Source organism: Kribbella sp. NPDC056861, from assembly GCF_040687575.1.
Lineage (GTDB): Bacteria > Actinomycetota > Actinomycetes > Propionibacteriales > Kribbellaceae > Kribbella.
Genome location: NZ_JBFBNQ010000007.1, coordinates 211,742 through 235,788 on the forward strand (window position 1 = coordinate 211,742; position 24,047 = coordinate 235,788).

A 24,047-nucleotide genomic window follows, 5' to 3' on the forward strand; every position below is an offset into this window, starting at 1 on the left:
GAGCAAAGGCCACGATGGAAAAACATCGAGGCCTTCACTCCAGCACGCCGAGCTACCGCACCGAGCACCTGCTCGCTACGGCGGGAACCGGGAGACACGACCTAGTTGTTGTTGATGAAGGTGCGCGCCAGCTCCTGACCGCGGGAGGTGGCCAGGCTCTGGTTCTCGATCGGGTTGATGGTCGAGTTCTTGAACACGATGTAGGTGACGCCGGAGTCGGTGCCGCCGTTGGCCGGGTTCGGGTTGATGCCGAGCTTGACCGCCGCGGCGTACGACGCCTCGCCGATGATGTCGACCGGGCCGGTGTCGCCGACGACCGCGTAGCTGACCTGGTTGTTGTAGATGACCGCGACCACGCCGCCGCCGGCGATCTGGAAGTTGCGGTAGTCCCAGGTGCTGCTCGGGCTCGGAACCACGACGTACGGGAGCTGCGCGGCGTTCAGCGGCTGGTTCGTGGAGGTGTGGAAGGCGGTGTCCGGCTGGAACCACGGGTCGGTGTTCTCGTTGCACTGCGAGGTGCGCAGGCCGTCGCAGTCGATGTCGAGATCGGCCTTCCAGAACACGGCGCCGTTCTTCCCGCAGACCGGGATGGTGCGGCCGAGCTCGGAGTCGGTCTTGTAGGTGCCGTTGGAGATCTGGCTGCAACTGGTCACCTTGGCGAGCAGTTCGGAGGCAGTCGGGGCGCCGCCGCCTCCGCCGCCGGAGTCCGTGACGGTGAGCGAGTCGAGGTTCGGGCCGCCGTTCGCGGTGGTGGCGGTGGTCTTGATGGTGTGGCTGCCGGCGGACAGCGTCGCGTTCACCGTGGTGGTGTTCCAGGTGGTCCAGGCGCCGGTCCCGGCGAACTGCGGGGTCGCGACGGTGGTGCCGTCGACCGCGATGCTCATCGGCCGGTTCACCGTGGTGCCGTTGGCGAACCGGAACGCCAGCGCGGCGTTGCCGGCGGTCCCGACGTTCACGGTGAAGGTGACCGACGAGCCGGCCACGTTGTCGTAGTTGACGAACCCGGTGCCGGTGAAGCCGGCATGGTTCGACTCGACCACGCCCTGGGTCCGGGCGGCGCTCTCGGCCTGGTACGTCGTGGTCGCGGCAACTGCGGTGGTCGCGGCGGTCGGCACCAGCAGAGCGGCGCCGAACAAGGCGAGGGCAAGTGCGATGGGGCGGAAGGTACGCATCTTTCACCTCTCTGATAGTTAGTAAAGCTTCCTAACTATCAGAGAGGTGAAAAATCAACCCGTCAAGAGGCTGTGGTTCCGGAACTCAGGAGTCGACCGAGAAGGTCGAGCTGCCGTCCTCGATCACCGCGGTACCGGTCAGGAACGGGGTCGGCGTGAGCACGGAGTACACGCCGCCGGTGCCGGTGACGCGGCTCTCGACCAGCTCGAAGCCGGTCGCCGGGGCGTCCTCGGTGAACAGCCGCTTGCCGGTGCCGACCGCGACCGGGAAGGTGATCAGCCGGTACTCGTCGATCAGGCCGGCCGCGTGCAGCGAGCGGGCCAGGCCGGCCGAGCCGTGGATCTGCAGCTCGCGGCCGGGCCTCGCCTTCAGCTCCTCGACCTGCTTGATGACGTCGCCGGTGAGCGCGGTGCTGTCGTTCCAGACCGGGGTCAGCGGCGTCGAGGTGGCGACGTACTTCGGCAGCTGGTTGAGGCCGGTGGCGGTGTTGCTGCCGTCGTCGATCTGCGACCAGTAGGCCTGCATCATCGTGTACGTCGTCCGGCCGAGCAGGATGGCGTCCGCCCGGGCGAACCAGCTCTCGGTGATCTCGCCCATCACCTCGTCGCCGTACGGCATCAGCCAGCCGCCGCGGTCGAAACCGCCGCTGCGGTCCTCCTCGAAGCCGCCCGGACCCTGCATGACGCCGTCGATGCTGAGGAAGGTGTGCAGTGTGAGCTTCATGATCCGTCTCCGTTGTCGTCGTGCCGGTTGGTGCTTTCGACAACGCGTCGGACGGGCCACGGCCGGATCGACACGGAGTTCGTAAATTCCTCCGAAAAATGTATACAGCGAGGCAACCGGTGGGGCAGGCTGCTTCTACTGAGCGTGCGCGCGAGCGCACCGCTAGTGAGTAGGACGGTTCCTCCCCGCCGCCCGGCGATACCCGCCGAGGAGCCGTCAGGAGTCCCTGAGGAGGGCCCCGATGCACAAAAGGTTCCGCCGTACCGGTGCGCTGGTAGGCACCGGTGCCGTTCTGTTCGGAGCGCTGGCCGTCGCGGCCGGTAACCAAGCAGGCGCCCAGCAAAGTCCGTCCCCCGCCCCCGTGGACACGTTGCTCGGAGGGCAGTCGCTGCAAGGAAAGGCCGCGCTCGGCAAGGTGCAGCCGCGACTCGCCGAACTGGCCGAGCGCAACGGCATCGCCGAGCAGAAGCTGCAGCAGATCCTGGCCACTGACAAGACCAGCTGGCTGGACAAGACCGGCAAGCTCTTCTACGCCGAGCCGGTCGCCACCGCCAAGGAGCGCGCCGCCACCGCCAAGTCGCCGAAGTGGGCGACCCGCGCGCGAGCCGCCGCCGACGGCCCGGCCTTCCAGTTGCACAGCAAGGCCGGCTCGAACCGGGTGATCTACCTGGACTTCGACGGCCACACGATCAGCGGCACCGCCTGGAACACGGGTGGCAAGCCGGCCACGGTCAACGTCACGGCGTACGACACCGACGGCAACACCGGCAACTGGAGCACCGCCGAGCAGAACGTCGTCCGCGAGGTGTGGGCCCGGATCGCCGAGGACTACGCGCCGTTCGACGTCGACGTGACCACGCAGGCGCCGGCCGAGTCGGCCATTACCCGGTCGGGTTCGTCCGACCAGCAGTACGGCACGCGCGTCGTGATCGACCCGACCACCTGGTACCAGTCCGGCTGCGGTTGCGGCGGTGTCGCGTACGTCGGTGTCTACGACAGCACCTCGCAGCACTCGTACTACCAGCCCGCCCTGGTCTTCACGAAGGGTGTCGGTACCGGCGCCAAGAACATCGCCGAGGCCGCCTCGCACGAGGCCGGTCACAACCTCGGGCTCAGCCACGACGGCACCGGCTCGGTCGGCTACTACAGCGGTCACGGCGCCTGGGCGCCGATCATGGGCGTCGGCTACTCCAAGGCGATCAGCCAGTGGAGCAAGGGCGAGTACTCCGGCGCCAACAACAAGGAAGACGACTTCACGGTCATCGGCCAGAACGGCCTGGCCCTGCGCGCCGACGACCACGGCAACGGCACCGGCGACGCAACCGCCCTCACGGTCGGTACTGCGGTCAACGGCGTCTACGCCAGCGACTCGGACGTCGACACCTTCCGGGTCGACCTGTCGGCCGGCACCTTCACCTTCGCGGCCAACTCCGCCGCGTCCGGCGCCGACCTGGACATCAAGCTCCAGTTGCTGAACTCCTCAGGGGCCGTCGTCGCCACCGCGGATCCGGCCTCCGGCCAGACCAACTCGGCGACGCCGACCGGTCTGAGCGCCAGCATCAACCGCCAGGTCACCGCGGGCCGCTACTACCTCCGCGTCGAGAACGTCGGCTACGGCAACCCGCTGAACACCGGCTACTCCACCTACGGCAGCCGCGGCGGCTACTCGGTTCGGGTCACCGCCGGCTGACCGACCCAGTTGTGCCCGGACAGGTGGGCGCTCGCTCCGCCCACCTGTCCGGCTACGTCCACGGGGGGACGTGCAACCGGGGGGAATCCTTGAGGAGGATTCCAGATGGTAGGGAAATATCGTCGTGCCGGTGCGTTGGTGAGTGCTGGTGCCGTTGTTTTCGGAGCACTTGCATTCACTGCCGGCACACAGGCTCAAGCACAGGAGCCCGTTGTCGATGAGGTTGCTAAGAGCAACGGTCTCTCGGAACAGCAACTCCGCGACACCCTCGCTCACGACAAGACCGCTCGGCTCGACCGCACCGGCCGCTTGTACTTCCGCGAGCCGGCACTGACCACAGCCCAGAAGGCGCATGAGGTCTCGCCTCGCTGGGCCACCACCGCAGCCGTAGCTGCGGAGGGTCCCGCCTTCGAGCTGCACAGCAAGCCCGGCGCGACCAAGGTCATCTACCTGGACTTCGACGGCCACAACCTCACCGGTACGGCGTGGAACGTGGACAAGGGGATCGACCCGGTCAACGTCTCGGCGTACGACACCGACGGGAACGCGGCGGTCTTCAGTACCGCCGAGCAGGACGTAGTACACGAGGTGTGGGCGCGGGTCGCGGAGGACTACTCCGCCTTCGATGTCGACGTCACCACCCAGCAGCCGGCGCAGGACGCGATCAACCGGACGGGCGCGGCCGACCAGCAGTACGGAACCCGCGTACTGATCGACCCGGACACCTGGTACCAGTCGAGCTGTGGCTGCGGCGGCATCGCGTACATCGGCATCTACGACAACCCGGACCAGCACGACTACTACCAACCGGCGCTGGTCTTCACGAAGGGCGTCGGCACCGGCGCGAAGAACCTCGCCGAGGCGGCCTCGCACGAAGCCGGCCACAACGTCGGCCTCGGCCACGACGGCACCGCCTCCGTCGGCTACTACGAAGGCCACGGCGCCTGGGCGCCAATCATGGGCGTTGGCTACTACCGAGGCATCAGCCAATGGAGCAACGGCCAGTACGCCGGCGCGAACAACCCGGAAGACGACTTCGCCCTGATCAACAGCCACGGCCTGGCACTCCGTACTGACGAAGCCGGCGACACCACGGCCGCCGCCGCAGCCCTAACCCTCGGCACCCCCGCCACCGGCTTCATCGCCGCCGAAACCGACACCGACGTGTACCGCCTCAACATCACCACCGCCGGCAACTACACGGCCACCGCCAGCGGCGCAGCCCTGGGCGGCAATCTCGACATCAAACTGGACCTACTCAACTCAGCCGGCACGGTAGTCACCACCGCCGACCCCGCCTCCGGCCAGACAGACGCCGGCACCCCCATCGGCCTAGCCGCCACCGTCACCAGCAACCTCCAGCCAGGCACCTACTACCTCCGCATCGACAACGTCGGCTACGGCGACCCCCTCAACACCGGCTACTCCACCTACGGCAGCCGCGGCGGCTACTCCCTCGCCATCAACCCCTCCTAAGACCCCTGTGGTTGGTCATCCTCTGGCGGACGACCAACCACAGGCCCCACCCCGTGCTGCCCGAGCAGCGCGTCATGACAGCTGTGTACTCCGGAGAACGCCGAGCGTGGCGATCAGATCCTCGTGGAGCTCGAACCAGACGGTGTGGCACGAATCCGCACCCGTCTTGTCCACCCAGGCATGGTCTCCCTCACGCACCTTCTTCAGCGCGTCGGCAAACCTGACGTCGTACCCGTCGAACCGATCAAGCACCACAGTGATCCGAAGAGACACCGCGTGCAGCGCCTTCGCCAACGCCTTCAACTCATCGATCACCAGCCGATCCCACTGCCGATCGCGATGATCATTGAACGCCAGCGGATCGTCCTCGGTCGGCCTGAGCTGCCAATCAGTACAAGCCCGCTGCAACCGCTCGTTGAGCGGCAGAAACTCCTGATAGGTCTCAGCAATCAGCCCGCGCCCCGCCGCCCGGTCGAGCTCTGTCGCCAACTGCCGTTCGTTCTCCGCGCGACCAGCCTCGGTGAGCGACCACCCGCCAGACCCCGCGAACTCGCTCCACGTGACCCAGCCGTACGCCTGATAATCGAGCAGCAACTCCGAAGTCACCGCCTGATCGAGCGCGAACCGTTCCGCAATGCGCCGATCATCCGCGACCCCCTTGAGCCGAACGGCATGCAGCGTCAGCAACTCCGGCGTCGACCCGCCACTCACGGCGTCACCCGACTGCTTCTTGCAGTGAGCCGATCCAACCGCTGCTGACAAGCCTGCGGCGAATTCAGCCCAAGCGCCGACGCCATCTGAGCCCAAGTCAGCCCCAGCCCACGCGCAGCAAACAGCAACCCGGTCTCCAACTGATCGACCTCAGCCCGCGCAGCCGGCAGTAACTGAAGCGCCGCCAGTACTGCGTCCGCCATCTCCTGGTCGACCTCGTTCGCCTCACCAAACGCCGCCGACCGAGACCGCCACAGGAAGAACTGCGTCAGATCAACCGCCGACGGAGGCATCGACCCAACCTGCCACGGCCGCTGCTCAAGCCCATCGGCCCCCGCCGCCAGCAACACCTCCCGCGCCGCACGCTCCCGCTCAGCCTGGTCGCCGTCCTCGTTGCGTTGCACCCCGAAACAGTCCATCATCAACAGAAAGTTGTCAACAATCTGTTGAAGCGAGGACCGGTTGATCATCCCCCTCACCGAGGCCACGCCCCAGAACGCCGGCGCCAAAGCCGCGGTCCTGGGCCAGCTCACCCAAGCCGGCTTCGCGGTCCCGCCCGGTTTCGTCATCCCCGTCGCCGCCTACCGCGCCGCCACCGCCCATCTAGACCTCACCAATCCCCACGACGCCCACCGGCTGGTCGAATCCCAACCCGTCCCACCTCGCCTACTCGACGAACTAGCGGACGCACTAGCCGAACTAGGCAACCACCCAGTCGCAGTACGCTCCTCAGCCACCACAGAAGACACCCCCACAGCCTCAGCAGCCGGCCAACACGACAGCTACCTAGGCATCGAAGGCCTCCCCGCCATCGCCGCCAAAATCCAGGCAATCTGGGCCTCCCTCTGGAGCCCCCGCGCCATCTCCTACCGCCAACGCGCCGCTGCACTCACGCCTGCCACGGCCGCCCCCGCGCCTGCCACCGCCACCGCCGCCCCCGCGCCTGCCACGGCCGCTCCCGCGCCTGCCACCATCGCTCCCGCGCCCGGCGCCACTACTCCCGCGCCTGCCACCATCGCTCCCGCGCCCGGCGCCACTACTCCTGCGCCTGCCACCATCGCTCCCGCGCCCGGCGCCACTACTCCTGCGCCTGCCACCATCGCTCCCGCGCCCGGCGCCACTACTCCTGCGCCTGCCGCCGCCGCTCCCGCCACCGCCGCTCTCGCGTCCGGCACAACTCCTGTCGCGCATTCCGCCACGGCTCTCGCGCCTGCCGCCGCGGCCGCCGCCCCAGCCATCGCGATCCTCATCCAACGCCACATCGACGCCGACGTCGCCGGCGTCCTCTTCACCGCAGACCCCCGCACCACCAACACCGCAGTGCTGGAATCCTCCTGGGGTCTAGGCGAAAGCGTCGTCCAAGGCTTGGTCACCCCCGACACCTACACCCTCAGCCCTGACGGCACCCTCACCCGCCACCTCGGCCCCAAACAAACCCGCCGAGACCGCAACAACGCCACCATCATCACCACCGAAGTCCCCGCACCCCAACAACATCAGCCCACCCTCACCGACAACCAAGCCCGCCAAATCATCCGCCTCGGCCAACAAGTCGCCACCCACCTAGGCACCCCTCAAGACATCGAGTTCGCCCTATCGGGCCAACACATCTGGCTCCTACAATCCCGCCCCATCACAGCCCCGCTGGACGCTGTCCTCCCGCCTCGCCCGATCACAGCCCCGCTCGCCGCCGTCGCGTCCCCCCGCCGCGTCGAGTCCACGACGCGTCCCGATCCCGGCTCGCCTAACTCTGGCGCCCCGCTCCGCCGGGTCGAGCCCGATCTGCTCGGCGATCTCCAGGACCAGCCGCCCGCAACGCGTCCCGATTCCGGCTCGCCCAACACTGGCGTCCTACCCCTCGTCGAGCCGGCGGCGCGGCGGGGCGATCCCGCGATACGGCCCGATTCCGGCTCGCTCGACTCTGATGCCCCGCGCGGCCGTGGCGAGTCCGATCTGCTCGGCGATCTCCAGGACCAGCCGCCCGCGATGCGGATCGATTCCGGCTCGCTCGACTCTGGCGCCCCCGCGCAACCCGAGCCCGGCGTACTGCGGGGAGTCGGCGGGAGCCCCGGAGTCGCCACCGGCCCGGCCCGCATCGTCAACGGCATCGAGGACTTCAACCGCGTCAAGCCGGGCGACATCCTCGTCTGCCGGTTCACCGACCCCGCCTGGACCCCGCTGTTCAACCTGGTCGCCGGAGTGATCACCGAGGTAGGCGGCCGCCTCTCCCACGCCGCCATCGTCGCCCGCGAACACCGAATCCCCGCAGTCCTCGGAGTCCCCAACGCCCTCAAAACCCTGACCGACAACCACCCGACAAGAATCGACGGCACCACCGGCCAGATCGCCGTGGCCCCCACGTCCAACCCGCTCTAGCTCGCCCCCGGCCCCGCATCGGCTAACCGATCCCACCCGCCGCGTCGACTGACCAACCGCACCCCGCCGCGTCGCTAACCAACCGCACCCCGCCGCGTCGCCAACCAACCCCGGCCTCGCCCGTGCCGCGTCGGCCGATCAGTTCCCTCAGATCGCCGCGTTGGCTAACCAACCCCGTCCCGCACGTACCGTCTGGGGCCAGCGAGTCGCGATCGCCTCATCCGTCACGCGAGGGCCGAGCTCGGCTGCTGCGATGGGCCACAGCGATTCGGCTAACCAAATCCCACGCCGCCGCGTCGGCTACCGACCCCCACGCCGCCGCGTCAGCTGACCAACCTCCACGCCGCCACGTCGGCTGACCAACCTCCACGCCGCCACGTCGGCTGACCAACCTTCACCCCACCCAGCCGTCGGCGGCACCATCGGTGCAGCTAAGCGCGCCGACACTCGCCGGTAAAGACGGTGGCCACCACCGGATCAAGGACCTCGGAGTACGTCCGGTTGTCCGTGGCGTCAGCCTGCAGAGCCAACACATCCGCCAGCCCATAGATCGCGCTGACAATCCGCAACGCCGCGACATCCGCATCGACGTCGGGCTCGACCTCCCCGCACTCGCGACCGTTGCTCACCGCAGTCCGCACCCGCAGGCAAAGCGCTTCATGAGCACCCATCGCCAGCGCGGCGAGCGCCTGATCCTGCGAACCGGTGAGCTGCAACTGACGCGCGATCCGATGCTCGCGCCGGCGCTGCTCATCCAGCGGCAGCAACTCCCGCATCGCCCGGTCGAGGATCTGCCGAATCGACCACCGCTTCTTCTCACCCGCCGCTACCGCCGCGTCGATCCGACCGTCGCGGCGGCGGATCAGATCGTCGTACGCGTACTCGAGCAGCTCATGCCGATCAGCGAAGTAGTGCTGAATCAGACCAACCGAAATCCCCGCACCCGCTGCGACCCGCGCATAGGTGGTCGCAGAGAAGCCCAGCTCGGCCACCTGCTCCTGGAACGCAACGGCGATCAACTGCCGCCGCTCCTGATGATCAACGATCTTGGGCACTCGTAAATCATATAGCCATATGGTAAAGATAACCATATGGCTATATTGCGAAAACTGGGATCGCTCCTGACCATCGCGCTCAGCCACAGCGTTCTCGCCGTGGCACCAGCGCTAGGTGCCGGCCCTGTCGACGTCGTACGCAGCGATGAGCTCGATCCAGCCGCGCTGGACAAACTCGTCCAGCAGCAGAGCCGCGCGCTCGGCGTACCAGGCGTGGCGTACGCCGTAGTCGGGCCCGACAGCGTGCAGCACAAAGCTGCTTTCGGCGTGGATGGCGACGATCAACCGGTGAGCCCGCAGACCCCGTTCCTGTGGGGCTCGGTCTCCAAGCCGATCACCGCCACCCTGGTGACACTCCTAGCCCGCGACGGCCGCCTGAACCTCGACGCCGCCGTGGCGAAGCTGGTCCCTTCGTTCACGACAGCCGATCCGGAGTCAGCTGCGCGGATCACCGTGCGCCAACTCCTCGACCACACCAGCGGTCTCCCCGAGGGCCTCGAACTCACCGACCGCTACGACGCCAGCCGCAGCGTCACTTCACTCCTCCCACAGATCGCCGACCTCGAACCAGTGGCAGCTCCCGGCAGCAAGCACTCCTACTCGAGCCTGAACTACGTCGTACTCGGTGCCGTCGTCGAGTCGGTCACCGGCAAGCCCTTCGCCCAGGTCCTCTCGGACCGCCTCCTCAAACGGGCCGGAGTGGCCAGCCCGCTCGCCGACGCCGCCCAGACCGGCCAAGTCCTGCCGCCCGGACACCGCTTCCTCTTCGGTACCACTCGCGCGTTCAAGACCCAGGTCGACCCAGCGACAGTCCCAGCCGGCTACCTGGTTGGCTCAGCAGACGACCTCGCCGCCTACGCGAGGACCCAGCTACGCGGCGGCCCAGTCCTCACCGAGACGGACCGCACCCTTCTCCACACCACCCAGGTCCCCGTCGGCGACAACAACGGCTACGCCCTCGGCTGGCGGACCTCGCAAATCCCAGGCACCGACGAGCCGATGATCTGGCACGGAGGCGCCGCCCCCGGCTACCAAGCCGCGATCGTTCTACTCCCGAAGCGCGCCCAAGCGATTGTTGTCCTCCAGAACGCTTACAGCCCCTTCCACGACACCGCCCTGATGGACACAGCATTCGGCGTCGCCGCACTGCTGGCAGCCACCACCCCCGAGAAGCACAGCACCGACCCGATCTACCCAGCACTGCTCATAGGCCTAGGCCTGCTGTCCCTAACCCTGCTCACCCTCACGCTCCTCTCCGTACTTCGCCTGCTCCGAGGCGCCAAGCCCGGCACTTCTCGCCGGACATTGCGCGAGGTGAACCCCGGCGGCGTCCAGGGCAGTGAGTCCCGTGAGGTCCAGCCCGTCAGCATCCAGCGCAGCGAGTCGAGCGAGGCCACGCCCGGTAGCGTCCGGCGCCGCAAGCCGCGAGTAGCCAAACCTCGCAGTACCCGACGTCGGTTGGTCGGTCTCGCGCTGAGCCTGCTGGTCCTCGGTGCCCTCGCCTTCGCGCTCGCCAGCGTCCTCCCTGGACTCGCTGGAGTCTCCCTCGGGCAACTCAGCCTCTGGGCGCCCGACCTGTCCTGGCTGGTGCACGTCGCGTTGATCCTGTGCGGCGCACTCGCCGTAGTCCGCGTTCTGGTGACCGTCCTTCACGCGCGCTCTGCTCAGACGCAGAATCACCATCTACCTGCCTCAACCTGAAGCCGTCTCGCGTGCGCCGAGAGCAGCCGCAACATGTACGGCGGGTGCTCTCGGCGGGTACCAGATGAGTGCACCCGCCAGCGTGTCACCGGTACGCCGACACGCTGGCCGGTCGATCGGAGACGGTGTTGTGGTCCCGGCGGGACTCGGTACTGCGTACTTCGTGGACTCGTACTGCGTGAGCGGCTGTCGAGCCGCGCGGGATCTGCTGAACGTGTTCGGGGAGTGGTGGGAACGCCGTACGCCGGCTCGGGTGACCGGGTGACCGGGTGACCGGGTGGGCGGGTTCGGTCGCCGCCTCGCATCTGGTTCAGCGAGGTGACGCGCAGCGTCACGAGCCCAAGCAGGGTGCGGGGGCGATCGCAGGAGGGCAGGCGGTGAGGTGTCGGCCGCTCGCCCGGCCGACACCTCGTCCGGGGGTGTCAGGGCTCTCGGTGTCTTGTGGTGGTTGGGGGCGTAGTGGGAGGCGTGCTCTGGGGCGAAGCGTTCGGGGGTGCTGGGGGATGAGCGGTCGGCGGGATGAGGCCGGCGAAGGCGTGGTGGATGGCGAGGTGGGGTGAGTCGATCGCGTTCGAGGTGTGGGCAGTGGCGGTGGCGGTCGGTGCCCGAGGTGGGGCTGGGGTGGTTGAGGTGGGAGTGCGAGCGGCGGTGATCGGGCTTGAGGTGAGAGTGGCTGCAGGGCTAGTTGTGTTTGGGGTGTGGGCGGTTGCGTCAGGCGTGTGAGCCGAGCCAGGGGCGGTCGCGTCAGGAGTGCGCACGGGGATAGGCGTGGTCGGGGGCGTCAACTGCTGGTGGCCAGGCCCGGCAGAAGCGTGGTCTGGCACCGGCAGCGAGGCAGCAGATGGAGAGTCGACCAAGCGAGAAGGCGACGCGGAAAGCGGACCGGGCGGCGGCGGAAGCGTGGCCGGCGTCAACTGCATCCGAGTAGCGCGGCGAGCCGGGGTGTGGCGATGTTCCATGGTGGCGATCTCCTGATGCAGAAAGGTGAGCATCCGCGTAGCCGCTGCATGGGAGCGGGAGGCGGCGAAGCCTCGGGGGAGGGGTTCGTAGAGCTCCAGGCCTTTGAACGAGGTGCGGAGGGCTTGTTCGAGGTGTTGGTGGATGGCGGGGGTCTCGTCGGGTGGGACGAGGTGGGGGAGGTGGCTGGAGTGGTAGATGCGGGTGACGACCTGGTGCCATTGGGTTTCGGCTGTTTGGCGGTTGAGGAGGTGGAGGGTTTCGCCGGTGGGGCGGGCTGCCTGGTGGTCCAGGTCGGTGGTGAGGAGGCGGACGGCGGGGACGAAGGCGGCGTACGACGGGTCGGTGCGGACGGTGAGGATGCCGGGGGCGGCTTTGTCGATCTCCAGGTCGCGGAGGTAGGCGTTCAGGTGGGCGTGGGACCAGGCTTCGGCGACGCCTTCTTCGAGGGCGCGGGCGCCGGGGAGGTTGAAGGCGGTGCGGGCTGCGTCCTGGGTGGCGCCGGTTGGGCCGAGGAAGTGGGATTGCTCGTGCAACAGGGTGACCAGGGCCTCGCGGTAGCGGATCAGGTCGGCGGCGGGGCGTGGCTCGCCGGCGCGGTCGTACAGGTCTCGTAGTGGGTCGAGGATGCAGTCGCGGTCGAGATGCAGGGTGCCGTCCCAGTGGGCCAGGCCGAGGATGCCTTCGCCGGCTTCGACGATCTCGCCGTTCCAGGAGGTCTGGTCGGCGCCGCTAATCCTCAGGGCGGCCGCGGCGTGCTGCTCCAGCAGGCCTTCGAGTGAGGTGATCATGACTGGCGCGCCGCGGCCAGGCGGACCAGGGAGTCCACGGATCGGCGGAGGTTGGTCTTCTCGTTCGGGTCTTCGCAGGCGTCCGCGCGGCGGCGGAGATCGTCGATCAGGGTCTGCGTGCGGGCCTGGCGATCGTGACTGGATTCCATGGCTGGTCCTCCCGGGAGATTGGTCTCGCCAGGGAACATATGGAGATTCGGGGCGCGATCAGCCGCGAGTTTGTGAGCTGTGGATAACCCTCGGAGTCAGAAGAGGGTCGGCGGCTCAGCAGGTACCGACACCGGCGCGGGGAGCGGCGCGAGCTGAGGCACCAGAGCGCGTACGTCGTCGTAGAACCGGCGAGCGAGCGCAAGCGCCTCGATGTTGTCAGGCGTATGCAGAAAGACGGTCGGCGACCGCCCCTCCCGCAACCACTCGGCGGTCTGCTCCGCAAGATACCGCCAACCCTCGACAGTCACCGCGACATCATCACGCCCGATATAGCGAACGATCGGGAACTCCGTCAGCGCCCGAGTACGCCGAGGCAGCCGCGGCTTGTTCAGCCAGGCCTCCCGCTCCCCGTAGCTACTCGCCGGAGTCTCGAACAAGGTCACCGTGTCGAAAGGCACCCACTCGGCCCCGGCCCGACCGAGCACCTGCTCAAGCTGCTGCGTCCAGCGCGCCTCCTCGAAGAACGCCGGATGCCTTACCTCGACGGCATAGCGAAAGGCCGACGGCGCTCGATGCAGAAACGCAGCCAACGAGCCGAGCTCCGAAGGCGAGAACGACGCAGGCAACTGGATCCACAACGCGTGCGCCCGCGAGCCGAGCGGCTGCATCGCGTTCAGAAAGGTCCGCAGCTCGGCGTCCGCGGCGTCGTGCAGCCGCAGGTCGTGCGTGATCACCTTCGGCAGCTTCAGCACGAACCGGAAGTCGGGCGCCACCTGACCGGCCCACATCTCCACGGTCGCGCGGGCCGGCGTCGCATAGAAGGTGGTGTTGCCCTCGACCGCGTTGCACCAGGTCGCGTACGCCTCGAGCCGCTCCGACGAAGGCAGCGGATGTGGCAGGAACCGCCCGTTCCAAGGTGTGTGCGTCCACATCGCGCATCCCACATGCAGCCGCATGACCGAAACGCTACCCAACGTTTCGGTCTGCACTGAATCGTGGCGAGGCCGGCCGCCGTACCCCGAGCCTGCATCCGTGCCCCTGCATCAGAAACCGGGGCCCAGGAACGAGGAGCTCACCATGAACCGATCCACCATCCGCCGGGTACTGCGGACCGGCATCCTGCTCGCCACCGCAGCCACCCTCGCCGTACCGACCGCTGCCAACGCCAAGCCGGCCACGGATTCAGGCACAGCGACCACGGATTCAAGCACAGCAACCGCGAGCCGGCCGAAGACCTGTGCCCAGAAGTTCGACCAGGCCCAGCGCACCGACATGGAGTCGTTCCGCGACTTCGACTGGCCGACCTGGATCGCCGGCCACTCCAAGCACGTGGTCAGCATCATTGCCGACGGTCGCACCCGGATCGGTCTGGACGCGGTCGCCACCGCGAGCCGGCCGCGTTTCGTCAGCAAGGACTCGGTGTGGTCCTGGACCGAGACCACCCGCCGGGTCAACGGCTGCGACTCCGCCTTCATCGTCTACACCACGAAGTACGCGATCCCGCGTCTCGACTACTGGTTCACGGCCGTCACCACCGTGAGCTACGAGTACCAGCGTGGCCGCTGGCTGGTGGTCCTGGACCAGGGCACGCTGCTCGAAGAGCATGTTGGAGGAGCTGCCTGAGAAGAGGAGCTGCCTGAGCAACAGGGGAGGAGAAGCGGATGATCGAGCTGGAGCTGACGGTGCCCGACCTCACCAAGGTCAGGTTCACCAGCGACGCCGTCTGGGAGACCACGGCAAGCCTGAGCCTGATCAACCACCGGCAGCACTTCCAGCTCCACCGGCATCTGCAGCCGCGGGTACCGCGTGATCCGGATTTCGATCTCGACCTGCTGCTCGAGCTCACCCGTCCGGACCACTTCGTGCCCGACCTCCTCGGCCCGGTACCGGCCGCGCGTCCAGTCCATCCGCTCGACCAGTTCGCCCGGCTCGCCACCGCGGACGAGGAGCTTCTCGAGCGCGACCTCCAGGCGATGCGGGAGCTGCTCCCGGGCTCCCGCGTCGCCGGAATGGGCAGCCGCGAGTTCGCCGAACGCACGGCGACGGCCATGGCGGCGTACTGGACTGCCGTGCTGGAGCCGCTGTGGGACCGGATCGAGGCGATCACCGGTGCCGACATCGCCCATCGCTCCGTCGCACTGGCCTCCGAAGGACTGGAGCGATCGCTGGACGAACTGCACCACACCGTCAGCTGGACCGGCGACGGCCTGGCTCTCGCGCTCGGCCAGGGCCAGATCCGGATTCCGTCCACAGGCCAGGGACTCTGGCTGCTGCCACTCGTCTTCCGCGGCCCAGGCGTAGTACTGGCCGACAACGCCACCCCGCCAGTCATCGCGTACTCCGCCCGTGGCGCGGGCCAGCTCTGGGAGCGGCCGGTCGAGTCGATCGTCGGCGGCCTAGAAGCGCTGATCGGGCGGTCCCGCGCGTCGATCCTGGCGCGATTGAGCGTCCCGCTGACCACGACCGCGCTGGCGGAGGCCCTGTTGCTCAGCCCGGGGAACGTCAGCCAGCATCTCGCCGTACTGACCTCGGCCGGTCTGTGCAGCTCGCGGCGGGACGGCAGGCGGGTCCTCTACGCCCGTACGCCGCGCGCCGAGCTTCTGCTCGACATCGACGCCGCCCAAGCCCGCTAGGCGGCAAAGCACGAGCCCCCGCGACCAGTAGCGGTCGCGGGGGCCCGGAGACACTCAGTACCGGAGTACTGGGATCAGCGCTCGACCTCGCCCTTGATGAACTTCTCCACCAGGTCGCGGCAGACGTCGTCGGCGTACTGCTCCGGCGGCGACTTCATGAAGTACGACGAAGCGGACAGGATCGGGCCGCCGATGCCGCGGTCCTTGGCGATCTTCACCGCGCGGATCGCGTCGATGATGATGCCGGCCGAGTTCGGCGAGTCCCACACCTCGAGCTTGTACTCCAGCGACAACGGCACGTCGCCGAAGTTGCGGCCCTCGAGCCGGATGAAGGCCCACTTGCGGTCGTCCAGCCAGGCCACGTAGTCCGACGGGCCGATGTGCACGTTGCGCGGATCGATCTTGTCGACCAGCTGCGAGGTGACGGACTGGGTCTTGCTGATCTTCTTGGACTCCAGCCGGTCGCGCTCCAGCATGTTCTTGAAGTCCATGTTGCCGCCGACGTTCAGCTGGTAGGTCCGGTCGACGGTGACGCCGCGGTCCTCGAACAGCTTGGCCAGCACGCGGTGCGTGATGGTGGCGCCGATCTGCGACTTGATGTCGTCGCCGACGATCGGCACACCGGCTGCGGTGAACTTGTCCGCCCACTCCTTGGTGCCGGCGATGAACACCGGCAGCGCGTTCACGAACGCCACGTTCGCGTCGATCGCGCACTGCGCGTAGAACTTGGCAGCTGCCTCGGAACCGACCGGCAGATAGCAGACCAGGACGTCGACCTGCGCCTCGCGCAGCGCGGCGACGACGTCGACCGGGGCCGCGTCGGACTCGGTGATCGTCTCGCGGTAGTACTTGCCGAGACCGTCCAGCGTGTGACCGCGCTGCACCGTGACGCCGCTCGGCGGCACGTCGCAGATCTTGATCGTGTTGTTCTCGCTGGCGCCGATCGCGTCGGCGAGGTCGAGGCCGACCTTCTTGCCGTCCACGTCGAACGCGGCGACGAACTCGACGTCGCGGACGTGGTAGTCGCCGAACTGGACGTGCATCAGACCGGGGACGCGCTCGTCGGGCTTCGCGTCGCGGTAGTAGTGCACGCCCTGGACGAGCGAGCTGGCGCAGTTGCCGACACCGACGATCGCTACGCGGATCGAGGTCATCTGTAACTCCTTAGTTGGGGGGCAGAACAGGCGGTTGATGCTCTTCGGGGGGCCGCTGCCGGCTACGTTCGCCGTCGATCAGCTCGTTCAGCCAGCGGACCTCGCGCTCGGCCGACTCCAGGCCGTGCCGTTGCAGCTCGAGGGTGTACGTGTCGACCCGCTCCGCAGTCCGGCTCATCGCGGCCCGGAAGTTGGCCAGCCGCTCCTCCATCCGGGCCCGTCGGCCCTCGAGGATGCGCAACCGGGTGGCCGGATCGGTCCGGCCGAAGAACGAGAACCGGACGCCGAACGTGTCGTCCTCCCACGCCGACGGACCGGCGTCGCTCATCGCTTGGGCGAAGTGGTCTTTGCCGTCGGCCGTGATCGTGTAGACGATCTTCTGCCTCCGCCCGACGTCCGGCGTACCGGCGTCGGCGGAGATCAGTCCGTTGCGGAGCATCGCCTTCAGACACGGGTAGAGCGACCCGAACGACAACACGCGTCCCCAGCCGAACTGGGCGTTGACGCGCTTGCGGAGCTCGTATCCGTGCATCGGCGCTTCGTGCAACAGGCCGAGTACGGCGAGCTCCAGGACCCCGCTGCGGTTTCCCATGACCCACCTCCCTCGACCATTTTGTCATGGCTATGTCATGACCTGATGTATCGAGTTGATACATCGCTCCGCCACTGTAAGCAGCGCGGAACCTGTGGACAAGCCCTGACAAAGATGGACTTTGTTAGCTATCCCACGACCCGCTGCCCGAAAACCTGTTACGTCAAGGGCTGATCTGCGTTAATCAGCTGACACAGCGTTGTGGGTCAAGAGCGGAGGGTCATGGCGGACAGCCATGGGAAGCACGCGAAGCACGGCACCGAAGACGAGGGCCCACTGGCCCGGACCGCGTTGCGCTTCACCGCCTTCACCGAGAAGTGGTTGCCGGACGCGTTCGGGTTCGTGCTGGTCGGCACCTTCGTGGTGTTCGTCTTCGGCCTGATCACCGGCGAGCCGCTGCTGAAGCGGCCGGACGACCCGGCGGCGACCAAGGGCTTCGGCATGATCGATGCCTGGGGCCTCGGTTTCTGGAGCCTGATCACCTTCACCCTCCAGATGGCGATGATCATCATCGGCGGGTACGCCGTGGCCACCAGCGGCCCGGTCGCGCGGCTGATCGCCAAACTCGCGCGGATCCCCCAGTCACCCCGTACTGCGGTCGCCTTCGTGGCGGCGGTCGCCATGCTGGCGTCGTACCTGAACTGGGCCTTCAGCCTGATCTTCGCCGCGATCCTGGCCCGCGAGGTCGCCCGCAACGTGCCGAAGGCCGACTACCGGGCGCTGGGCGCGATGGCGTTCCTGGGGCTCGGCACGGTCTGGGCGCAGGGCCTGTCCGGCTCTGCCGCTCTGCAGGTGGCCAGTGCGAGCAGTAGCCCGGCGCCTGTCCAGGAGGTGATCCGCCAGAGCGGTCACCCCTCCGGGCTGATTCCGCTCAGCGACACGATCTTCACCTGGCAGGCGATCGTCGCCACCCTCTTCGTGTACGTCGTAGGCGTGGCGATGGCGTGGTTCGTCGCACCGGGCGAGGGCAATGCCAGGACGGCCGAGGTCATCGGCATCGAGTTGCGGCCGCTGATCGGCCGCGGGTCGCCGTACAACGGACAGAGAGTCAACGGACAGCGGGTGGACGGCTCGGAGGACGAGAAGCGCCGGCCGGGCGACTGGCTCGAGCACTCGCCACTGTTCAGCCTGCTGGTCGTGCTGCTCGGCAGCATCTACCTGGTCCGGTACTTCGACGGCAAGAGCTTCTTCAACGCCCTCGACCTGAACACGGTCAACCTGATCCTCTTCCTGCTCGCCATGCTGCTGCACTGGCGTCCCTGGCGGATGGCCCGGGCAGTGCGCGACGGTGCGCCCGCGGCGGCCGGAGTACTGCTGCAGTTCCCGCTGTACGGCGGAATCTTCGGCATGATCGCGTACACCGGCATCTCGGCCCGGCTGGCCGGCTGGCTGGTCCAGGCGAGCAGCCAGTTCTTCTTCGCGCCCCTGGTGGCGATCTACTCCTGCATCCTGGGCGTGTTCGTGCCCAGCGGCGGCAGCAAGTGGGTGATCGAGGCGCCGTACGTGCTGGACGCGGCCAACCAGCTCAACGTCGACGCGGGCTGGATGGTGGTCGTCTACGACCTCGGCGAGGCCAGCGCGAACCTGCTCCAGCCGTTCTGGATGCTGCCGACACTGGCCATCCTCGGCCTCAAGGCGCGCGACATCATGGGCTACACCTTCACCATGTTCCTCGCCTGTTTCCCGGCCGCGCTGATCGCCGTGACGCTGCTGGCACCCCACGTCACCGGCTGACTACGGGCTGACCGCCGAGACGGCTACGATCCAGGCGGAATAGGGACCGTTACCACATCCGCCGTACTGTGGGTCGCAATGACTTCAGCGAGATCGTCGAGGATTGCACTGTGAGTGAAGCTCGTAGGAAGGCCCCTACCCGCGCAGTACGCCGAAAGAAGCACTGGGCGCTGCGGGTGATGGGCTGGCTGCTGGCACTGGGGTTCATCGGTGTGATCGGTGCCGTGGCCACCTTCTTCATCGGCTACCAGACCACCGACATCCCGGACCCCAACAAGGAGTTCGCGGCGAACACGACGACGGTGTACTACTCCGACGGCACGCACGTCCTCGGCACCTTCTACGACCAGAACCGCCGGTCGATGCCGCTGACCGAAATTCCGAAATACGTCCAGGACGCGATCATCGCTGCCGAGGACCGTACCTTCTGGACCAACCCGGGCGTGTCGCCGTCCGGAATGGCGCGCGCCGCGTTCAACATCGCCCGCGGCAAGCAGTTGCAGGGTGGCTCGACGATCACCCAGCAGTACGTGAAGATCATGTACCTGACCCAGGAGCGGACCTTCTCGCGGAAGTTCTCCGAACTCTTCATCGCCACCAAGCTGAGCCGCTCGCAGGACAAGAAGCAGATCCTCGAGGGTTACCTCAACACCATCTACTTCGGTGAGGGCGCGTACGGCGTCGCCGCAGCCGGCGAGGCGTACTTCAACGTCAAGGACCCCAAGAACCTCAGCGTTCCGCAGGCGGCGTTCCTGGCGACAGTGCTGAACAACCCGACCCGCTTCGACCCGGACAACCCGGCGGCGAAGCAGCGGATCATCGAGCGATACCGGTACGTCATCGACGGCATGCGGCAGAGCGGCACGATCACGGAGGCCAAGGCCGCGCAGTACAGCGCGAAGCTGCCCCCGATTACGAAGAAGCCGAAGAACAACCGGTACCGCGGCCCGAACGGCTACCTGCTCGACATGGCTCGCAAGGAACTGGCGGACATCGTCCCCGAGGATCAGATCAGTGGTGGTGGCCTGAAGGTCGTCACCACCTTCGACTACTCGCGGCAGATCGCCATCGTCAAGGCAGGCCAGGAGCGGCTGCCGGAGAAGCGGTCGAACCTGCACGTAGGTCTGGCCTCGGTTCGGCCGGGCACCGGTCAACTGGTGGCGATGTACGGCGGTCCCGACTACCTGAAAAGCCAGCTGAACTGGGCGACGCTGAAGGCTCGGCCAGGATCGTCCTTCAAACCGTTCGCGGTCGCGGCGGCCTTGCTGGACAACCGGACGATCTACGACGTGTACCAGGGTGACAGCCCGATCGAGATTCAGGGCAAGAAACTCAACAACGAGTTCGATCGGGATTACGGCGACGTCGACCTGATGAAGGCGACCGAGCAGTCCATCAACACTGCCTTCTACGACCTGATCGACAAGCAGATGGACGGCGGCCCGAACAAACTGGTGGACGCCGCCGAGGCTGCAGGGATCCCGAAGACCACCGCCCTTGAGCGAGGGCGGAACAACCCGTCGACCGTGCTCGGTCCGGACCCCTACGCGTCGCCGGTCGACATGGCCAACGCGTACGCGACCTTCGCCGCGAGTGGTAAGTACGTGCCGGTGCACACCTTGAAGAGTGTCACCGGGCCGAACATGAAGCCGTGGAGCGACCAGACCGCCCTCATCGCCAAGGCCAAGCAGGCCTTCCCGGAAAATGTGGCGAACATGGTCAACTACGTGCTGCAGAACGTGGTCGAGAAGGGCACCGGCGACGGCGCCCAGGAGCTCGACCGGCCGGCCGCCGGCAAGACCGGTACGGCCGGTGGCGTTGCTCTCGAGCACCGCGCCGAGAACGCCAAGTGCGACGGCTGCAAGGACGGCGCCGACACGTTGACATCGTGGTGGACGGGGTACACGCCCCAGCTCTCCACCGCGGTGCTCTACCGGGCCGGTAAGACCGGTGAGTCCGACCTCGACCCGTACAGCGATGACAAGGCGTTCTTCGGTGGCAACTGGCCGGTGAAGACCTGGCTGGCCTACATGGAGCCGGCCCTGACGGGCCTGCCGGACGACAAGTTCGCCGAGCCGAACAAGGAAGAAGTCGAGGACAGCCCGACCCCGACATTCACCCCGACGAAGACCGCGACGCCTCCTCCGTCGAGTACGCCGCCGCCGTCCAGCACCCCGCCGCCGCCTCCGACGAGCACACCGCCGCCGTCCAACACGCCGCCGCCTCCGTCGAACACCCCGACGAAGACGAAGACGCCGAAACCCCCGTTCCCGTCGTTCCCGACCAAACCGACTGACACACCAACGGTCCCGGACGATCCAGACGGCCAGTAGCTCCAGAGGACGGCACCCCGCACCGGGGTGCCGTTCTCGCTTTGACCGCGGCTTGGGGGCGAGTGATGGCTGGACGGCGGTTGACGGTTGCCTTGTACGGGTGCGGGATCGTGCTGGTCGGTGCGCTGATGTACGGGTTCTTTCTCGGTACGGCGTACTCGCCGGTGGGTGAGGCTTGTGCGACTGCGCGAGGTGGGCTCAATCGAGACTTCGGTGGGGAGCCGACCGTCACGCCCGGGGGTGTTTCCGATCAGCTCGGTGTGTCGGTGGCCGGAGACCGGGGAGGAGGTCGAGTTGATGTCGCGGAGCGTCACCGTGGTGCCGCTGGTGATCATGGGGCTCGGGGTGGTGGTCGCGGTGGCAGGGGTCGGTGGTGTTCGACCTGGAAAGACCAGATGGGGCACGATGGGGGTGTGAGGGCGCCTAGACGATATGTTGCGCGGCGAGCTTGCTGTGCGCAGAAACGGGCGTCTGGTGGTTGTTGAGCGGACGGCTTCCGAGGAGCAGCCGCGGCGGGCTCGGCGGGCCAAGGAAGCGGCAACGTTCGGGATTCGGTGGCGGCCTGATCTGACCGTGCGGGAGACGCTCGGGTGGTGGTTGGTCAGCCGGATCGGGATCTTCGTCCTCTCCGTGTCGGCTCCGATGTTGTTCAATCGCGGCAGCGACTACCCCAATGTGTGGCGGGCCTGGCTGCAGTGGGATGTGTGGCATTTCAAGGCGATCGCGGAGTTCGGGTACAACCAGGGTGAGCCGTCGGGAGCACCATTGGCGGCGTTCTTTCCGGGGTTGCCGTACCTGATGCGCGTGGTCGGGTGGACCGGGATCGGGCCGGTGGCCGGCGGGGTGGTGATCTCGCTGGTGGCCAGTGCTGTCGCGGGGGTCTACCTCGCGAGGCTGGCGCAGTACGAGTTTCCGCAGTTGAGTGAGCTCGGGCCGAAGGCGGCGTTGATCTGGTTCGCGGCGCCGGTCGGGGTGTTTCTCGCGGCGCCGTACACGGAAGCGCTGTTCTGCGCGTTCGCCTTCCCAGGCTGGCTGGCGGCGCGGCAAGGGCGGTGGGCGCGGGCGGCGGTCTTCGTCGCGCTGGCGTCGACGGTCCGGGTCTCGGGGCTGTTTCTGATCTTCGCGCTCGGCGTCGAGTTCCTCACCTCCAAGAAGCGCGACTGGTACTCCGTACCGTGGCTGGCGTTGCCGTTGATCCCGGTGCTCGGCTTCATGGCCTATCTCAAGCAGATCCACGGCTCCTGGTTCGCCTGGCAGGAGGCGCAGGAGAAGGGGTGGGCGCGCGAGTTCACCAAACCGTGGGTCTCGCTGATGCACACCGTCGAGGCCGCGACCAAGGGGCATTTCGCGGCTGATCGCAGCGACTGGACCTGGATGTTCCGGGCCGAGTTGGTCGCGCTGTTCGTCGGACTGCTGGTGCTGCTGTGGCTGGTCCGGCGACGCTCCTGGGGTGAAGCCGCGTGGGTGGCGAGCACGATCGCCGCGTTCGTCACGTCGTTCTGGATCTACTCACTGACCCGCGCGACGCTGCTGTGGTGGCCGCTCTGGATCGGCCTGGCGGTGATGGCTCACCGAAGGCCCTGGCTGGGCCGCCTCTACCTGGCGGTGGCGATACCCCTGGCAGCCATCTGGGCCGCAGCATTCTTCACGGGCCGCTGGACCGGCTGAGTAGTTCTCCTCAGGCGGTATAGACCAGCATCACTTACCGTCAGTTCATGGCGGACAAGGGGAGCAGTGGCAGTCGGCTGAGCGGTCAAGTCATGTGCCTGGTCGGGGCGCTTGTCGTGGGGGTAGTGGTCGCACTGGTGGCCGGGCTGATCGGTATGTCGGTCTACGAGAGCCAGTGCAGCCCAGATGACGAGTGCTGGGCGCTGCTGGGTGGCCTGGTCATCGGCCTGATCGCCGGGGCGTTCGCTGCCGCGATCACCGTCATCGTGCTGGCGGCACGGGCAGGGGTCGGGGTGGCGTTCGGTGTGGGAGCCGCCATCGCGTTCCTGCTCGCCGCCGGCGCGAACCTCGGCTGGGGTCTCCAGGGCTGGGCCCCACTCCTGTACTTCGCAGCCGCCCTCGCCCTGGCCGCCGGGTTTGTCCTCAGCCAGGCAACGGGCGGCTGGAAGCAGCCGAAGCCGGTCGCGATCGTGCTGTTCGTCGCGATCCTCGGCGGCGCCGCCTTCCCGCTGCTCAAGCAACTCAACGAGGTCCGCCAGGTGCAGCACGACATCGAGAGCCTGGTCGAGCGCCCGCTCCAGCCCACCACGAACGGCACCGGCCTGTGGAGCGTCTCCTACGGGACGACCGGCATCGAGTACTCCGTCCTGGAGCCCGAGCGCAACGGCAGCAGAATCGCCGAGATCGACGTCACCCTCCGGCAGTTGCCCTCGGAGCCGGCACCCTGCACCGGTTTCGCCGACCTGGCCCCGGCGAGCGCGAAGGACTGCACCGAGCTCGAACCGGGCCTTTGGCGCGGCAGGGACGCCCACAAGGCCCACTACTGGGTCCGGGCCGACGCTGGTCAGTGGGCGCACGTGTCGAGCTCGCACTACGTGGGGAGCGTCGCCCTGCAGAACACCCGCGATGCCCGCGCCGAGCAGGTCGCCCGGTCGCTGAAGCCGGGCACCGCCTGGCCCCTCGCGGCGGCGGTGCTGGAGTGCGGATTCTGCACTCCGCTCGCCTGAGTCGTCCAAAATATGGACAGTTCAGGGCCAAGGCAACCTAACCGGAGTCTTGCTCGTCAGTACTGGTGTTGGGGTGGCAGGCCGGGCGGGGTCGCCACCCCTCCATAAATTCTCCGGCGGAAC

General features: G+C 67.6%; 21 protein-coding genes. 11 read left to right on the plus strand and 10 right to left on the minus strand.

Going from position 1 to position 24,047, the window contains the following annotated elements:
• Nucleotides 1-101: 101 nt before the first annotated feature.
• Together AB0P21_RS32660 and AB0P21_RS32665 are read right to left on the minus strand one after the other, a co-directional pair.
• Nucleotides 102-1,172 (minus strand): glycoside hydrolase family 75 protein, encoded by a 1,071-nt coding sequence (locus AB0P21_RS32660; RefSeq protein ID WP_363701671.1) that lies wholly within the window; start codon nt 1,170-1,172, stop codon nt 102-104.
• Between the two features lie 85 nt (nt 1,173-1,257).
• Nucleotides 1,258-1,896, minus strand: a complete 639-nt coding sequence (locus tag AB0P21_RS32665) for a dihydrofolate reductase family protein (protein WP_363701673.1) — start codon at nt 1,894-1,896, stop codon at nt 1,258-1,260.
• A 241-nt stretch (nt 1,897-2,137) separates the two neighbouring features.
• Between AB0P21_RS32665 and AB0P21_RS32670 the strand changes: the two genes are divergently transcribed.
• On the plus strand, nt 2,138-3,586 hold the full coding sequence (locus AB0P21_RS32670; protein ID WP_363701675.1) for a zinc-dependent metalloprotease family protein: 1,449 nt from the start codon (nt 2,138-2,140) through the stop codon (nt 3,584-3,586).
• A gap of 105 nt (nt 3,587-3,691) precedes the next feature.
• Entirely contained in the window at nt 3,692-5,062 is a 1,371-nt protein-coding gene (locus AB0P21_RS32675) for a zinc-dependent metalloprotease family protein (RefSeq protein ID WP_363701677.1), read from the plus strand.
• Between the two features lie 72 nt (nt 5,063-5,134).
• Here the strand turns inward: AB0P21_RS32675 and AB0P21_RS32680 are convergent, their stop codons facing one another.
• Nucleotides 5,135-5,773 carry a transcriptional regulator gene (locus tag AB0P21_RS32680; RefSeq protein ID WP_363701679.1) on the minus strand — a complete coding sequence of 213 codons (639 nt, stop codon included), beginning with the start codon at nt 5,771-5,773 and terminating at the stop codon, nt 5,135-5,137.
• A complete protein-coding gene (locus AB0P21_RS32685) occupies nt 5,770-6,177 on the minus strand; it encodes a hypothetical protein (RefSeq protein ID WP_363701681.1) in 408 nt (135 codons plus the stop codon). Before AB0P21_RS32685 ends, AB0P21_RS32680 begins: the two co-directional genes overlap by 4 nt.
• A 58-nt stretch (nt 6,178-6,235) precedes the next feature.
• On the opposite strand from AB0P21_RS32685, the gene AB0P21_RS32690 reads away from it, so the two are divergent.
• Nucleotides 6,236-8,149, plus strand: coding sequence for a PEP/pyruvate-binding domain-containing protein (locus AB0P21_RS32690; RefSeq protein WP_363701683.1), 1,914 nt, complete (start codon nt 6,236-6,238; stop codon nt 8,147-8,149).
• 431 nt (nt 8,150-8,580) lie between these two features.
• On the opposite strand, the gene AB0P21_RS32695 is transcribed toward AB0P21_RS32690, so the two are convergent.
• Complete coding sequence (locus AB0P21_RS32695) at nt 8,581-9,291, minus strand: TetR family transcriptional regulator C-terminal domain-containing protein (RefSeq protein WP_363701685.1); 711 nt, start codon at nt 9,289-9,291, stop codon at nt 8,581-8,583.
• Between the two features lie 12 nt (nt 9,292-9,303).
• On the opposite strand from AB0P21_RS32695, the gene AB0P21_RS32700 reads away from it, so the two are divergent.
• Entirely contained in the window at nt 9,304-10,905 is a 1,602-nt protein-coding gene (locus AB0P21_RS32700) for a serine hydrolase domain-containing protein (RefSeq protein WP_363701687.1), read from the plus strand.
• Between the two features lie 130 nt (nt 10,906-11,035).
• Nucleotides 11,036-11,170 carry a hypothetical protein gene (locus AB0P21_RS32705; protein ID WP_363701689.1) on the plus strand — a complete coding sequence of 45 codons (135 nt, stop codon included), beginning with the start codon at nt 11,036-11,038 and terminating at the stop codon, nt 11,168-11,170.
• 157 nt (nt 11,171-11,327) lie between these two features.
• On the opposite strand, the gene AB0P21_RS32710 is transcribed toward AB0P21_RS32705, so the two are convergent.
• From AB0P21_RS32710 to AB0P21_RS32720, 3 genes are all read right to left on the minus strand, one after another.
• Nucleotides 11,328-12,653, minus strand: a complete 1,326-nt coding sequence (locus AB0P21_RS32710; protein ID WP_363701691.1) for a hypothetical protein — start codon at nt 12,651-12,653, stop codon at nt 11,328-11,330.
• Entirely contained in the window at nt 12,650-12,802 is a 153-nt protein-coding gene (locus AB0P21_RS32715; RefSeq protein ID WP_363701692.1) for a hypothetical protein, read from the minus strand. The genes AB0P21_RS32710 and AB0P21_RS32715 overlap by 4 nt, the downstream gene beginning before the upstream one ends.
• A gap of 96 nt (nt 12,803-12,898) precedes the next feature.
• Nucleotides 12,899-13,759 (minus strand): DUF72 domain-containing protein, encoded by an 861-nt coding sequence (locus tag AB0P21_RS32720; RefSeq protein WP_363701694.1) that lies wholly within the window; start codon nt 13,757-13,759, stop codon nt 12,899-12,901.
• 121 nt (nt 13,760-13,880) lie between these two features.
• Here AB0P21_RS32720 and AB0P21_RS32725 point away from each other — a divergent pair, with 121 nt between their 5' ends.
• Nucleotides 13,881-14,426 (plus strand): hypothetical protein, encoded by a 546-nt coding sequence (locus AB0P21_RS32725; RefSeq protein WP_363701696.1) that lies wholly within the window; start codon nt 13,881-13,883, stop codon nt 14,424-14,426.
• Nucleotides 14,427-14,464: 38 nt separating this feature from the next.
• The gene (locus AB0P21_RS32730; protein WP_363701698.1) at nt 14,465-15,436 is read left to right on the plus strand and encodes a winged helix-turn-helix domain-containing protein; all 972 of its coding nucleotides are present in this window, start codon (nt 14,465-14,467) and stop codon (nt 15,434-15,436) included.
• Between the two features lie 74 nt (nt 15,437-15,510).
• Here AB0P21_RS32730 and AB0P21_RS32735 read toward each other — a convergent pair whose 3' ends face one another.
• Together AB0P21_RS32735 and AB0P21_RS32740 are read right to left on the minus strand one after the other, a co-directional pair.
• Nucleotides 15,511-16,590 carry an inositol-3-phosphate synthase gene (locus tag AB0P21_RS32735; RefSeq protein WP_363701700.1) on the minus strand — a complete coding sequence of 360 codons (1,080 nt, stop codon included), beginning with the start codon at nt 16,588-16,590 and terminating at the stop codon, nt 15,511-15,513.
• A gap of 10 nt (nt 16,591-16,600) precedes the next feature.
• The gene (locus AB0P21_RS32740) at nt 16,601-17,182 is read right to left on the minus strand and encodes a PadR family transcriptional regulator (RefSeq protein ID WP_363701702.1); all 582 of its coding nucleotides are present in this window, start codon (nt 17,180-17,182) and stop codon (nt 16,601-16,603) included.
• A 222-nt stretch (nt 17,183-17,404) separates the two neighbouring features.
• On the opposite strand from AB0P21_RS32740, the gene AB0P21_RS32745 reads away from it, so the two are divergent.
• From AB0P21_RS32745 to AB0P21_RS32760, 4 genes are all read left to right on the plus strand, one after another.
• Complete coding sequence (locus AB0P21_RS32745) at nt 17,405-18,916, plus strand: TIGR00366 family protein (RefSeq protein ID WP_363701704.1); 1,512 nt, start codon at nt 17,405-17,407, stop codon at nt 18,914-18,916.
• Nucleotides 18,917-19,026: 110 nt separating this feature from the next.
• A complete protein-coding gene (locus AB0P21_RS32750) occupies nt 19,027-21,249 on the plus strand; it encodes a transglycosylase domain-containing protein (RefSeq protein WP_363701706.1) in 2,223 nt (740 codons plus the stop codon).
• 453 nt (nt 21,250-21,702) lie between these two features.
• On the plus strand, nt 21,703-22,917 hold the full coding sequence (locus tag AB0P21_RS32755; RefSeq protein ID WP_363701708.1) for a mannosyltransferase family protein: 1,215 nt from the start codon (nt 21,703-21,705) through the stop codon (nt 22,915-22,917).
• A gap of 47 nt (nt 22,918-22,964) precedes the next feature.
• Nucleotides 22,965-23,924, plus strand: a complete 960-nt coding sequence (locus AB0P21_RS32760) for a hypothetical protein (protein WP_363701710.1) — start codon at nt 22,965-22,967, stop codon at nt 23,922-23,924.
• Nucleotides 23,925-24,047 lie beyond the last annotated feature (123 nt).